12 protein-coding genes are annotated in these 12,101 nt (G+C 65.4%); 4 read left to right on the forward strand and 8 right to left on the reverse strand.

Annotated features, from left to right (window positions below; translation table 11 throughout):
- Nucleotides 1–3: 3 nt before the first annotated feature.
- The 3 genes from ABKS89_RS03755 to arfA all read right to left on the reverse strand — a co-directional run bounded on the left by ABKS89_RS03755 (nucleotide 4) and on the right by arfA (nucleotide 2,010).
- The gene (locus tag ABKS89_RS03755; RefSeq protein ID WP_348589719.1) at nucleotides 4–1,266 is read right to left on the reverse strand and encodes a lytic murein transglycosylase; all 1,263 of its coding nucleotides are present in this window, start codon (nucleotides 1,264–1,266) and stop codon (nucleotides 4–6) included.
- A gap of 218 nt (nucleotides 1,267–1,484) precedes the next feature.
- Nucleotides 1,485–1,784 (reverse strand): hypothetical protein, encoded by a 300-nt coding sequence (locus ABKS89_RS03760; protein WP_348589717.1) that lies wholly within the window; start codon nucleotides 1,782–1,784, stop codon nucleotides 1,485–1,487.
- Between the two features lie 73 nt (nucleotides 1,785–1,857).
- The gene (arfA, locus tag ABKS89_RS03765; RefSeq protein WP_045215115.1) at nucleotides 1,858–2,010 is read right to left on the reverse strand and encodes an alternative ribosome rescue factor ArfA; all 153 of its coding nucleotides are present in this window, start codon (nucleotides 2,008–2,010) and stop codon (nucleotides 1,858–1,860) included.
- 178 nt (nucleotides 2,011–2,188) lie between these two features.
- On the opposite strand from arfA, the gene ABKS89_RS03770 reads away from it, so the two are divergent.
- Nucleotides 2,189–2,539, forward strand: a complete 351-nt coding sequence (locus ABKS89_RS03770; RefSeq protein ID WP_348589716.1) for a YciI family protein — start codon at nucleotides 2,189–2,191, stop codon at nucleotides 2,537–2,539.
- 635 nt (nucleotides 2,540–3,174) lie between these two features.
- Nucleotides 3,175–3,486: a hypothetical protein gene (locus ABKS89_RS03775; RefSeq protein ID WP_138216925.1), complete on the forward strand. Its 312-nt coding sequence runs from the start codon at nucleotides 3,175–3,177 to the stop codon at nucleotides 3,484–3,486.
- A 100-nt stretch (nucleotides 3,487–3,586) separates the two neighbouring features.
- On the opposite strand, the gene holA is transcribed toward ABKS89_RS03775, so the two are convergent.
- The 3 genes from holA to leuS all read right to left on the reverse strand — a co-directional run bounded on the left by holA (nucleotide 3,587) and on the right by leuS (nucleotide 7,977).
- The gene (holA, locus tag ABKS89_RS03780; RefSeq protein WP_081517157.1) at nucleotides 3,587–4,624 is read right to left on the reverse strand and encodes a DNA polymerase III subunit delta; all 1,038 of its coding nucleotides are present in this window, start codon (nucleotides 4,622–4,624) and stop codon (nucleotides 3,587–3,589) included.
- Nucleotides 4,625–4,660: 36 nt separating this feature from the next.
- Nucleotides 4,661–5,275, reverse strand: a complete 615-nt coding sequence (locus ABKS89_RS03785; protein WP_138216927.1) for an LPS-assembly lipoprotein LptE — start codon at nucleotides 5,273–5,275, stop codon at nucleotides 4,661–4,663.
- Between the two features lie 80 nt (nucleotides 5,276–5,355).
- On the reverse strand, nucleotides 5,356–7,977 hold the full coding sequence (leuS, locus tag ABKS89_RS03790) for a leucine--tRNA ligase (protein WP_348589715.1): 2,622 nt from the start codon (nucleotides 7,975–7,977) through the stop codon (nucleotides 5,356–5,358).
- 236 nt (nucleotides 7,978–8,213) lie between these two features.
- On the opposite strand from leuS, the gene ABKS89_RS03795 reads away from it, so the two are divergent.
- On the forward strand, nucleotides 8,214–8,645 hold the full coding sequence (locus ABKS89_RS03795) for a hypothetical protein (protein ID WP_081517160.1): 432 nt from the start codon (nucleotides 8,214–8,216) through the stop codon (nucleotides 8,643–8,645).
- Between the two features lie 46 nt (nucleotides 8,646–8,691).
- Nucleotides 8,692–9,453, forward strand: a complete 762-nt coding sequence (locus tag ABKS89_RS03800) for a YdcF family protein (protein ID WP_348589714.1) — start codon at nucleotides 8,692–8,694, stop codon at nucleotides 9,451–9,453.
- Between the two features lie 48 nt (nucleotides 9,454–9,501).
- Here ABKS89_RS03800 and lnt read toward each other — a convergent pair whose 3' ends face one another.
- Together lnt and ABKS89_RS03810 are read right to left on the reverse strand one after the other, a co-directional pair.
- Nucleotides 9,502–11,034, reverse strand: a complete 1,533-nt coding sequence (gene lnt / locus ABKS89_RS03805; RefSeq protein WP_138216930.1) for an apolipoprotein N-acyltransferase — start codon at nucleotides 11,032–11,034, stop codon at nucleotides 9,502–9,504.
- Between the two features lie 224 nt (nucleotides 11,035–11,258).
- Entirely contained in the window at nucleotides 11,259–12,098 is an 840-nt protein-coding gene (locus ABKS89_RS03810) for a CorC family transporter (protein ID WP_138216931.1), read from the reverse strand.
- Nucleotides 12,099–12,101: the final 3 nt, after the last annotated feature.

A 12,101-nucleotide genomic window follows, 5' to 3' on the forward strand; every position in this document is an offset into this window, starting at 1 on the left:
CGGTCAGTGTGCGTTGCGCAATTGCTGCAGCAGCGCCGGGGTGGGATAACCGTCGGCTGGCTGGCCAATGGACTGCTGGTAGGCGCGGATGGCGGTGCGCGTATTGGCGCCGATAATTCCATCCACCGTGCCAGGGGCGAGGCCGCGGTCGGCCAGCGTCTGTTGCAGTTCGATGCGCTCGGAGCGGCTCAGCGGTGTGTCTTCCACCGGCCAGTGTCCGGCCAGTTGGCCGCCGCCTTTGAAGCTGTCCGCCAGCAAGCCGACGGCCAGGGCGTAGGAGGTGGAGTTGTTGTACTTGAGGATGGCGCGGAAGTTGTCCGTCACCAGGAACGCAGGGCCGCGATAACCCGCTGGCAGCACCAGCGAGACACTGGCCTGCGGGTCCGAAGGCAGGTTGCCGCTGGCTGGCCGCACGCCCAGGCGCAGCCATTCGGCCATGGGTTTGCGGATGCTCATTTCCGCCAGGGCGTAGTCGAAGCCCTGCGGCAGACGCACTTCGAAGCCCCAGCTCTGGCCATGCTGCCAGCCGGACGTCTTCAGGTAGTTGGCGGTGGAGGCGAGGGCGTCGGGGGGCGAGCCCCAGATGTCGCGCCGGCCGTCGCCGTCGAAGTCCACGGCGTACTGGTTGTAGGTAGTCGGAATGAACTGGGTCTGGCCCATGGCGCCGGCCCAGGAGCCGATCATGTTGCTCGGCGGCACGTCGCCGTGCTGGAGGATCTGCAGCGCGGCGATCAACTGGTCGCGGCCGAAGTCCGGGCGCCGGCCTTCATAAGCCAGGGTGGCCAGGGAGCGGATGACGTTCTTGCTGCCCATCTGCTGGCCGAAATTACTCTCCATGCCCCAGATCGCCACGACGGTTTCGCGATCCACGCCGTAGGTGCTGTCGATGCCTTGCAGTACTTCGGCGTTCTGCAGCAGGCGGTCCTGACCATTGCGCACCCGTGCGGGCGAGACGGCGCTCTCCAGGTACTGCCAGACCGGACGGCTGAACTCGGGTTGGCTGCGGTCAGCGGTGACGACGGAGTCGTCCGGCTCAATGCCCTCGAACGCGGCGTCGAAGGTCTGCGCGCTGATGCCGGCGGCGAGTGCCTGCGCGCGGAAGCCGTCGCGCCACTGGGCGAAACTCTGCGTGGGTTGTGCGTGTTCTGCGGCGGCGCCCTTGGGCGGCGGCTCGGTGCAGGAGGTCAGCAGGCCGAAGGTGGCCAGGGACAGGGCGGCGACGAGCAGGCAGCGTTGGCCGACAACAGGTGAAACAGGCTTGCGCATTGCTCTCCTCGGGAACTGGCAGGGGAGGGGCCACCTTAACATGGCCGCTGTGACGCGTCTGCGTTGGGCAGACGCGGCGGGTGTGCAGATTCGATGACGCGAGTGCGCGAAAATTCCCCTGGCGGCAGGACAGTCGTCGGGCGGCGCGGCATGGTGTCTTGTGCAGGAGCGCCCCGTTGGCGTGATCGCGGGTGTGGCCGCTCCTACAGGGGCGAAAGCTACTGCATGGGCTGGTTGCCGGTTTCCTGATCGACCTTCGGCGCGCTCTGGTTCAGTTCCTTGAGCATGTCGTCATAGGCGGCGCAGTCGTCCGGGCGCTGTTCGCTGGAGCGGGACTTTTTCATTTCCGCGAGTTTCTCATTGAGCTTCTGTGCGCGCTGTGGATCGCTGCGGGTAACTTCGGTGACCTTGGCGGCGACTTGTTTGCCCTTGGCTTCGGCTTCCTGGTCGGAGCAGAACGCATGGGCGGAGAGGCTGAAGGGAAGGGCGAGGATGGCGAGGATCAGCGGGGCTTTCATCGTGAGGACCTCCAGGGCTTGGCTGTCCGGTTGAAAGCTAAAGGGCGGGGATGGTTCAGGTTTTCTGAGGATTTCAGGCCGCCAGAAGCGAAGAAGCCTCCCAATTTCGGGAGGCTTCGCGGCGGTAGCTGCCTTTGCCTTTGAGCGGCTGTTCCTGGCGGCTGCGGAACAGGGGCTGTGCGACCAGGGACTTGGCCTTGTTCGGCCGTTTGGATTTCTTCGCCATCTGACTTTCCTCTTTGAGGCCGGCGCCGTTGCCGGCGCGCGCATCTTCCGCCTATCTGGCACGCTTGTCCATGCCACTGGTCTACCGGCGGACGGGCCAAGGCAAGCTCGCGGCGATCAGGGCTACGCTGGGACGACGGACCTTTCTGACATCACGGACAAGAACGAGGACAAGGGCGATGAAGTTTCTCTGCATGATCTACTTCGACGAGCGCAAGGCGGCCGAGCTGCCGGAAGCCGAGCTGCGTGGCATCGTTGACGAGTGCATGACCTACAGCGAGCAACTGCGGCGCAGCGGCAATTACATCGCGGCCAATGCGCTGCTGCCGACGACGACCGGGCGCACGTTGCGCGGGCAAGGTGAAAAGCTCGCCGTTACCGACGGGCCATTCGCCGAGACGCGGGAGCAGCTGGGCGGCTTCTACCTGATCGAGGCGCAGAGCATGGAGGAGGCCGAGCGCATTGCGGCGAAGATTCCGCCGGGGCGGCTGGGGTGCGTGGAGGTCCGCCAGGTACGGGAGTGGGAGTGAGGTACGGCGGGCGGCCGCAGGGCGAGTGACGCGCAGTGTTGTCCGCCGGAGGCGGGACGGTGGATAACTCGTTCCTCGGCGCGTGGTGCCGGGTTGCAGGAGCGCGCCGTACGCGCGTTCGCGGGCATGGCCCGCTCCTACAGGGGGATGCGGCCTTCAGAATGGTGGCTGGCTATTTCCTGAGAGGTGAACCGGGCCACGCTATGCGGCGAAACGTCCGGGTTTGAGCTGTCAGAACAGTGAAATCTCCTACCTTCTTTTAGCCTTGAGGGCCTACGTGCGTGCTCGCTAGATTCCGTCTGCCACGGTCAATCCCGTGGCCGGGTGTCGCAGCCCGGAATGTGAGAGGAGAGTCCACGTAGCGCCATGGCTATCGGTACAGGCATGTTCAATTGCTTGTCGCCGCAGTACTTTTATGGCGGATCGTGCGGTGCAGGCTCACGCCTGGCCGGTTCTTGGCTCTCGTCTCCCGGTACTGCGACCTCCGCACGGTCCGCCTCCCTTACTCGCGTCGCAGCGAGAGTGGGGGCGCTTCTTCGGCATACGAGAGCCCCGAACTATGCACTATCCATTTTTTACCCCCGCGCCCCGCCCCCGCTTTTGCGATCCCATCGTGCCTCTCCCGGAGGTACTCCATGACTGAATTCCTGCCCGTCCCGCTGGAGTCCCGGCCCTATGAGGACGTGATGTTCATCAATGCCCTGGCTTCGATCGAGCAGTTACGCGACGCCGCGCTGCGCCGCCTGACTGCGGTGGAAGACCTGCTGTGCCTGCTGGAGGATGACTCCGATCCTGGCCTGATCCGCGCGACGTCGCGGCTGGCTTCGGCGTTGTCGCCGTTGGTCAGCGAGGCGCGGCAGCTCTACGAATTGGCGCTGGACCGGCCGACCCAGGAGCGGGCAAGAGGGCGCAATGTGCTTCAGGACGTCGACGCAGCGGTCCGCTGAATGGCGTAGGGCGGATAACGCGTCAGCGTTATCCGCCGGGAGATGGCCGGCGGATAACCTGTTCCAGGTTATGCGCCCTGCAGTTGGGGCGATGTCAGATTCAGGCCGAAGGCAGGCTGATGCGCTGGCCGGCGACCAGCAGGGCGAGGCGGGCGAGGCTGTTCCAGACGTTGCCGGGAGCCTGGCCCTTGATCTGTGCGTCGATCAGCTGGGCGTCCTGCAGCATCTGGTTCCAGCGCTGCGCGGTGTGCCGCTGCAGGGCCTTGCTCATCAGTGGGCGGCGCTTGTCCCAGATGGGTGGGCGGCACTGGCTGAAGGCCTTGTCCAGCGGGATGCCCTGGCTGAATTGCTGGGCGAGGCTGGCGAGCACGCGAACTTCCCGGGCCAGGGCCCAGAGGATCACCGGCGGCTCGACGCCTTCGCCGCGCAGGCCTTCGAGCATGCGCAGGCAATGGGCGGCTTCGCCGTTGAGGGCGGCATCGATCAGGCCGAAGACGTCGAAGCGCGCGCTGTCGGCCACGGCGGCCTGCACGGTGTCGGCGTCGATCTGCTGGCCGTCGGCAAGCAGCTTGAGCTTTTCGATCTCCTGGGCAGCGGCCAGCAGGTTGCCTTCGACGCGCGCAGCGATCAGGTCAACGGCTTCCTGGCTGGCGGCGAGGCCGGCCTGGGACAGGCGCTGGCGAATCCACTGCGGCAGCTGGTGCACGTCGATAGGCCAGATCTGGATGAACTGGGCGGCGTCGCCGTCGATCAGGGCCTTGGCCCATTTGGTCTTCTGCGTGCTGCCGTCGAGCTTGGGCAGGCTGACCAGCAGGACGGTGTCTTCCGGCGGGCGTTGCAGGTATTCCTGGAGGATCGCCGCGCCCTTGTCGCCGGGCTTGCCGGAGGGCAGGCGCAGCTCGATCAGGCGCTTTTCGGCGAACAGCGAGAGGCTGGCGCCGGCTTCGAGCAACTGGCCCCAGTCGAAGTTGGCTTCGGCGTTGAACACCTGCCGTTCGCCGAAATCACGCTGGCGGCAAGCGGTACGGATGGCGTCGCAGGCTTCCTGGCAGAGCAACGGTTCGTCGCCGCTGACCACGTAGACGGGCGCGAGGTTGCCTTGCAGGTGCTTGGCGAGTTGTCCGGGATTGAGCTTCATAATGAGAAAGGGGCCGGTTGGCCGGCCCCTTGTCGCTTACTGCGCTTTCGGGAATTCGATCGGCGATTGCTGCGGCTGAGACTTGGCAGCCTCGTCCGCGGCCTTCATCGCGTCCGCTTCGGCCTTGGCCTTGGCTTCTGCCTTGACCTGCAGGTCGTCGAGCTGTGCCGGGGTGATCATCTGCAGGCGGGTAACCATCTGCTGGACCAGGTCACGGCGCATTTCGGCACGAATCTGCTGGGCTTCCTGGTCGGAACCGATCAGGTTGTTCTCATCCTGCACGTAGACCTTGCGGACCTGAACCTGGTTGGCGAGCAGCAGCAGGTTGTCGGTGCCACGAATCTCGTAGCTCAGGGTGTTGGTCAGTTCGTTTTCCGCGCTGCGCGCCGAGCTGGTGTAGCTGACGCTACGCTGGGTCACCTCTTCGCGGGCGAGGATCAGGTGGTACGGCGCACGCGAGACGACTTTCACGCCGCTGCCTTCAAGCACCTGCTTGAGCTGCGTGACGGTGTCGCCATAGGCGTTGCGCGCGCTCACGTCGATTTCCTTGAGCGCAAAGTTCGTATCGCCCAGGCCACGCAGTTGGAAACCGCAGGCGCTCAGCACGCTGGCCAGGCCGATCAGCGCGAGGCTGGTCAGGATACGTTTCATCAAGCTTCCCTCACTCCTGTTGATCCGGTATGCCCGTGGCGAAGGTGCCACGGGCGAATGGGTCTTTTCCAGCGTTGCTTTTAGTTGGCGACGATATTGACCAGCTTGCCGGGCACCACGATGACCTTGCGGATGGTCAGGCCGTCGGTGAAGCGCAGCACGTTCTCATTGGCGCGGGCGGCCGCTTCGACGTCCTCGCGGCTGGCGCTGGCGGGCATTTCGATGTGGCCGCGCAGCTTGCCGTTGACCTGTACCACCAGTTGCAGGCTGTCCTGCACCAGGGCAGCTTCGTCGACCTGCGGCCAGCTGGCGTCGATGACGGCGCCGTCCTTGCCCAGCTCCTGCCAGACCACGTGGCAGATGTGCGGGGTGATCGGGGCGAGCAGCAGGGTGACGGTTTCCAGGCCTTCCTGCAGCAGGGCGCGGTCGGCGGCGGATTCGGCCGGGGCCTTTTCCAGTACGTTCATCAGGGTCATCACGGCGGCGATGGCGGTGTTGAACTTGTGGTGCTGGCCTACGTCCTGGCTGGCCTGGCGGATGGCCAGGTGGATGGCGCGGTGAATGGCCTTCTGTGCATCGTCCAGCGCGGATTTGTCCACGGCACCGGCAGGGCCCGCGTTGACGTGGGCCTGGGCCAGACGCCAGACGCGGCGCAGGAAGCGGTTGGCGCCTTCGATGCCGGAGTCGGACCATTCGCAGCTCATGTCCGGCGGCGAGGCGAACATCATGAACAGGCGGCAGGTGTCGGCGCCGTAGGCGTCGATCATGGCCTGCGGGTCCACGCCGTTGTTCTTGGACTTGGACATCTTCTCGGTGCCGCCGATTTCCACCGGCAGGCCATCGATCTTCAGGCGCGCGCCGATGACCTTGGCCTTGGCGTCACGCTCGACTTCCACGTCCGCCGGGTTGAACCATTCCTTGCCACCGTTGGCGGCGACGCGGTAGTAGGTCTCGGCGACCACCATGCCCTGGGTCAGCAGGTTCTTGAACGGCTCGTCGGAGTCGATCAGGCCTTCGTCGCGCATCAGTTTGTGGAAGAAGCGCGCGTAGAGCAGGTGGAGGATGGCGTGTTCGATGCCGCCGATGTACTGGTCGACCGGCAGCCAGTAGTTGGCGGCCTTCTTGTCCAGCATGCCTTCTTCGAACTGCGGGCAGGCGTAGCGGGCGAAGTACCAGGACGATTCGACGAAGGTGTCCATGGTGTCGGTTTCGCGCTTGGCCGGCTGGCCGCATTTCGGGCAGCTGCACTCGTAGAACGACGGCAGTTTGGCCAGCGGCGAGCCGGCGCCGTCCGGCACCACGTCTTCGGGCAGGACGACCGGCAGCTGGTCGGCCGGGACCGGCACGTCGCCACAGGTGTCGCAGTGGATGATCGGGATCGGGCAGCCCCAGTAGCGCTGGCGGCTGATGCCCCAGTCGCGCAGGCGGAACTGGGTGCGCTGCTGGCCCAGGCTCTTGGCGTCGAGGTCGGCGCCGATGGCGTCGAACGCGGCCTGGTAGCCGAGACCGTCGTACTTGCCGGAGTTGACGGTGATGACGCTCTCGTCCTTCAGGCCGTACCACTCTTTCCAGGTGCCGGCTTCGAAGTCGTTGTCGCCTTCTGCCTTGGCGATGACCTGGACGATCGGCAGGCCGTACTTGTTGGAGAACTCGAAATCGCGCTCGTCGTGACCCGGTACGGCCATCACGGCGCCTTCGCCATAGGTCATCAGGACGTAGTTGGCGATCCACACCGGCAGCTTGTCGCCGGTCAGCGGGTGCTCGACGAACAGGGAAGTGGCGACGCCTTTCTTCTCCTGGGTGGCGATGTCGGCTTCGGCGACGCCGCCGCGCTTGCACTCGTCGATGAACGCCTGCAGCGACGGATCGCGCTCGGCGGCCAGGGTGGCCAGCGGATGCTCGGCAGCCACGGCGACGTAGGTGGCGCCCATCAGGGTGTCCGGACGGGTGGTGAAGACCTTCAGCTGGCCGGCTTCGCCGATGGAAGCCTGGTCATAGGGGAAGGCGATCTCCATGCCGCGGGACTTGCCGATCCAGTTGCGCTGCATGGTCTTGACCTGTTCCGGCCAGCCCGGCAGGTCGTCGAGGCTGGACAGCAGCTCTTCGGCGTAAGCGGTGATCTTGAAGTAGTACATCGGGATTTCGCGCTTCTCGATCAGCGCGCCCGAACGCCAGCCACGGCCGTCGATGACCTGCTCGTTGGCCAGTACGGTCTGGTCCGCCGGGTCCCAGTTCACGGTACCGTTCTTGCGGTAGATCACGCCCTTCTCGAACAGGCGGGTGAACAGCCACTGTTCCCAGCGGTAGTAGTCCGGCTTGCAGGTGGTGACTTCGCGGGACCAGTCGATCGCCAGGCCCAGGCTGTTGAGCTGGGATTTCATGTAGGCGATGTTGTCGTAGGTCCAGGCCGCCGGGGCGACGTTGTTCTTCATCGCGGCGTTTTCCGCCGGCATGCCGAACGCGTCCCAGCCCATCGGCTGCAGGACGTTCTTGCCCTGCATGCGGTGGTAGCGGCTGATCACGTCACCGATGGTGTAGTTGCGCACGTGCCCCATGTGTAGCTTGCCGCTCGGATACGGGAACATCGACAGGCAGTAGAACTTCTCCTTGCCGGCGACTTCGTCGACGCGGAAAGAGTTGTGTTCGTTCCAGAAGTTCTGGGCCTGGGATTCGATCTCGAGAGGCTGATATTGCTCGTGCATGGCGCGATTTGAACCTGTACGGAAAAGAATTGTGCAGCCAGGAAGGTCGAGTGGCCCTTTCGCTGAACCGACCCCTGAGAAGACACGGGCCGGGCGGCTACAGAAAGCCTCGTAGCATACATGACCCCCACTCGAGCCGGTAGCCCGCGCCGTTTGTCGCGCGCTCGGTGTCGCACGGGGTGGGCCGCTAAGCTTTGCCTGAGGGCGGGAGGTTTCCGCCTGTCTTGAGGTGACTGATGGCTGAGCTGCATCGCGCAAGTGCTTCGGGTTCCGGTCTGTATGAACGGTTGTTGCAACGGCTCGCGCTGGCCCTGGATGAGGCTGATACCGCAGAGCGACTACGTGACGAATGCCCCGTGGAACTGGAGTTGCGCGGTTTGAGCAGTGCCGAGATGGAGTTGATCAGGGCTTATCTGGACCAGGATGTGAACTGGCTGCGCGGCTGGCATGCCGCGGCGGAGGAACTCGCCATGCTGGAGCGTGCCCCGGCCCGCGCGCCGCGCCACGTGCGCCAGCCCACGCCGCCCAGCCGCCCGCGTCTGGTCACGCGCCCGCAGCAACTGCAGTGCGCGCTGTGTGGTTCGCCGGTGGCCTGGAGCCGCAATCAGGGTGTGCTGCCCTGCACGTCCTGTGGCTCGCAACTGTTCCGCAACGCGAAGGCACGCTGACATTTCCCCGATCCGTTAGGCTTGGCGCCTCGACAAGGAGTCGCCAATGCCTATCCGCTTCATCCTCAAACAGATTTTCATGCCGCCGGGATTGCTGCTGCTGTTGCTCTTCCTGGGTTTCGTGCTGCGCCGGCGCTATCCGCGCTTGTCGGTGTTCTGCTTCTTTTCCGGTTTTCTCGGCCTGCTGGTGATGAGCCTGCCGGTGACGGTGGAGTGGGGCGCGCGCCAGCTGGAGCAGCAGGACGCGCTGAAACAGGCGGAGTGGGCGGGGCTGGCGCAGCGCGCCGACGCCATCGTGGTGCTCGGCGCCGGTCGGGTGCGCGGGGATCGTGCCTGGGATGAAGACCAGCCTGGCCTGATGGCCCGCGAGCGCATTCGTTATGCCGCACGCCTGGCCAAGGCCAGCGGCCTGCCAGTGCTGACTTCCGGCGGCCTGCACTACGGCACGCCGCCTTCTGAGGCGCGGATCATGGCGCAGAGCCTGCTGGACGATTACGGCGTGCCGGTGCGCTGGGAAGAGGGCCGCAGCCGTACGACCTGGGAGAACGCACGGTTCAGCGCCGACATGTTGCGCGAGGCCGGCGTCAAGCGAGTGGTGCTGGTCACCAGCGCCATCCACATGCCGCGCTCGATCTGGAGCTTCCAGAAGGCCGGGCTGGAAGTGGTGCCGGCGCCTTCGGGCTATATCGGCACGGACGATGCGGTGCCCATGGGCGGCTGGCTGCCGGAAGGGCGGGCGATCTGGCAGAGCGGGCAGTTGCTCAATGAGGCGATCGGGCTGGTCGGCTATCGGTTGTTCTACCGCTAGCCTCCGCCATGAAAAAGGGCCTCGCAATGAGGCCCTTTTTCGTTGGAATCAGCCGAACAGTCGGCGTTCTTCCGGGTGCGTACGGCGGCGTACCAGCGCCCACACCAGCAGTACGGCGCTGAGGATCGCCAGCGGCCAGACGCGCCACTTCAGGTACGGCGTCAGGCCCTGCATCGGCACCACTTCGCCGCGCAGCACGCCTTGCTGGAACTGCGGAATCTGCACCGCCAGCTTGCCGAACGGATCGATCAGCGCGGTGACCCCGTTGTTGGTGCCGCGCACCATCCAGCGGCCGGCTTCCAGGGCACGCATCTGCGCCATCTGCAGGTGCTGCAGCGGGCCGATGGAGGTGCCGAACCAGGCGTCGTTGCTGATGGTCAGCAGCAGCTGGCTCTGCGCGGCGAGCTCGGCGGCGAATTCCGGATAGACCACTTCGTAGCAGATGTAGGGCGCAACGGAGTAGCCCTTGGCCTTGAGCAGCGGCTGGTCGGCCGGGCCGCGGGCGAAATCGGACATGGGCAGGTCGAAGAAGCTGATCAGGCCGCGCAGCAGGTCCTGCAGCGGGACGTATTCACCGAAGGGCACCAGCTTCTGCTTGAGGTAGTTGCCGCTGCCTTCGCCGACCACGGTGATGCCGTTGTAGTAGCGAATGCCTTCGGTGGTCTTCTCGCGTACCGGTACGCCGGTGATGAGCGCGGCCTTCTTGGCGGTGGCGACGCCGTTGATCATCTCCAGGTAGCCGGTGGCCTGGTCCTTGAGGACCGGCACGGCGGTTTCCGGCCAGACGATCAGGTCGACGTCGTTCTGCTCGGCGGTCAGGTCGCGGTACAGCTCCAGCTGGTGGGTGATGGCCTTCGGGTCCCACTTCATTTCCTGGGCGATGTTGCCCTGCAGCGCGGCGACCTTCAGCGGTGCGCCAGCCGGTGTGGTCCAGGCGTGGCCCTTGTAGCCCAGGCCTACGGCCCAGGGGGCGATCAGCAGGATCAGGCCGGTGACCAGGCGCGCGGGGCGGCGGGTCAGGGCCGGGATGTTGATGATCAGCGCGCCGCTCAGGGCGATGCCGAAGGACACCAGCCAGACGCCACCCAGCGGGGCGAGGCCGGCCAGCGGGCCTTCCAGCTGGCTGTAGCCAGCGTAGAGCCAGGGGAAGCCAGTGAGGAACCAGCTGCGGAACAGTTCCAGCACCACCCACAGCGCGGCGAAGGCCAGCGCGTCGCTGACCGGGGCATTGTTGCGCCGGAAGAACTTCGCCCAGGCCCACGCCGGCAGGGCGAAGAAGAAGGCGACGCCGGCACTGAAGCCGCCGACCAGGAAGCCGGCCAGCGGCCCGGACGCGCCACCGAAGTTATGGATGCTGAAGTAGATCCAGCTGGTGCCGGCGATGAAGGCGCCGAAGCCGTACCACCAGCCGCGCCAGAGCGCCGCGCCCGCGGTGGTGCCGCGCAGGCCGAGGTAGAACAGGGCCAGCGAGAGCACCGCCAGCGGCCAGTAGCCGAACGGGGCCAGGGTCAGCGGCGTAAGCGCGCCAGCGGCCAGGGCGAGCAGGTGGCCTGGCAGGCCGGGGCGGGTGATCCAGCGCATCGGAAATCCTTGTTGCGGTTAAGCGATGCGCAAGAGTAATGGAGAGACGAACGGTAGGCTATGGGGATGAAAGCCAAAAGCCATGAGCTGACTGCGGCGGGATGTTGCAGGACGCGGAGGTTTTTTCTGTATGAATTCAGCGAGGGGAGTTTCGCGCGTTCCTGTAGGAGCGGACATTGTCCGCAATCGCGGGCGTGGCCCGCTCCTACAGGGTGCGCGGTGGCTCAGTCCTGCAGCGGGGTGAGGCGCAGCAGGTGCAGCCGGCGGCTGTCCGCGTTGAGCACGCGGAAACGGAAGCCGCCCAGTTCGGTGGTTTCGTTGCGCTTGGGCAGGTGGCCGAAGGCGCTCATCACCACGCCGCCGACGGTGTCGAATTCTTCTTCGGAGAATTCCGCACCGAAGAAGTCGTTGAAGGCTTCCACCGGGGTCAGCGCCTTGACGATGAAGTCACCGCTGGGCAGCGGCTTGATGTAACTGTCTTCCTCGACGTCGTGCTCGTCCTCGATGTCGCCGACGATCTGCTCCAGCACGTCCTCGATGGTCACCAGCCCTGCCACGCCGCCGTACTCGTCGATGACGATGGCCATGTGGTTGCGGTTGGCGCGGAACTCGCGCAGCAGCACGTTCAGGCGCTTGGACTCGGGCACGAAGGTGGCCGGGCGCAGCAGGTCCTTGATGTTGAAGGCGTGGTTCTGGTCATGAAGGATCAGCGGCAGCAGGTCCTTGGCCAGCAGGACACCCATGATGTCGTCCAGGCTCTCGCCGATCACCGGGTAGCGCGAGTGCGCCGCTTCGATGATGGCGGGGAGGAAGTCGGCAGGCTTCTGCGTCGACTTGATGGAGATCATCTGCGAACGCGGAATCATGATGTCGCGGACCTGGAGGTCCGCCACCTGGATCGCGCCTTCGACGATCGACAACGCTTCGCTGTCCAGCAGCTTGTTGTCGTGGGCTTCGCGCAGCAGCTCAAGCAGCTCCTGGCGGTTTCTCGGCTCATGGGCAAAAGCCTGGGTGATCTTGTCCAACCACGACTTGTGCCCATTGCTCGATCGGTCTTCGCTCATCTT

Source organism: Pseudomonas sp. LABIM340 (assembly GCF_040017195.2).
Taxonomy (GTDB): Bacteria; Pseudomonadota; Gammaproteobacteria; order Pseudomonadales; family Pseudomonadaceae; genus Pseudomonas.

Bases quoted from the DNA above. Each gene is read 5' to 3' on its own strand.
- ABKS89_RS03755 (WP_348589719.1), bottom strand. From the start codon at position 1,266: ATGCGCAAGCCTGTTTCACCTGTTGTCGGCCAACGCTGCCTGCTCGTC.
- ABKS89_RS03760 (WP_348589717.1), bottom strand. From the start codon at position 1,784: ATGAAAGCCCCGCTGATCCTCGCCATCCTCGCCCTTCCCTTCAGCCTC.
- arfA (WP_045215115.1), bottom strand. From the start codon at position 2,010: ATGGCGAAGAAATCCAAACGGCCGAACAAGGCCAAGTCCCTGGTCGCA.
- ABKS89_RS03770 (WP_348589716.1), top strand. From the start codon at position 2,189: ATGAAGTTTCTCTGCATGATCTACTTCGACGAGCGCAAGGCGGCCGAG.
- ABKS89_RS03775 (WP_138216925.1), top strand. From the start codon at position 3,175: ATGACTGAATTCCTGCCCGTCCCGCTGGAGTCCCGGCCCTATGAGGAC.
- holA (WP_081517157.1), bottom strand. From the start codon at position 4,624: ATGAAGCTCAATCCCGGACAACTCGCCAAGCACCTGCAAGGCAACCTC.
- ABKS89_RS03785 (WP_138216927.1), bottom strand. From the start codon at position 5,275: ATGAAACGTATCCTGACCAGCCTCGCGCTGATCGGCCTGGCCAGCGTG.
- leuS (WP_348589715.1), bottom strand. From the start codon at position 7,977: ATGCACGAGCAATATCAGCCTCTCGAGATCGAATCCCAGGCCCAGAAC.
- ABKS89_RS03795 (WP_081517160.1), top strand. From the start codon at position 8,214: ATGGCTGAGCTGCATCGCGCAAGTGCTTCGGGTTCCGGTCTGTATGAA.
- ABKS89_RS03800 (WP_348589714.1), top strand. From the start codon at position 8,692: ATGCCTATCCGCTTCATCCTCAAACAGATTTTCATGCCGCCGGGATTG.
- lnt (WP_138216930.1), bottom strand. From the start codon at position 11,034: ATGCGCTGGATCACCCGCCCCGGCCTGCCAGGCCACCTGCTCGCCCTG.
- ABKS89_RS03810 (WP_138216931.1), bottom strand. From the start codon at position 12,098: ATGAGCGAAGACCGATCGAGCAATGGGCACAAGTCGTGGTTGGACAAG.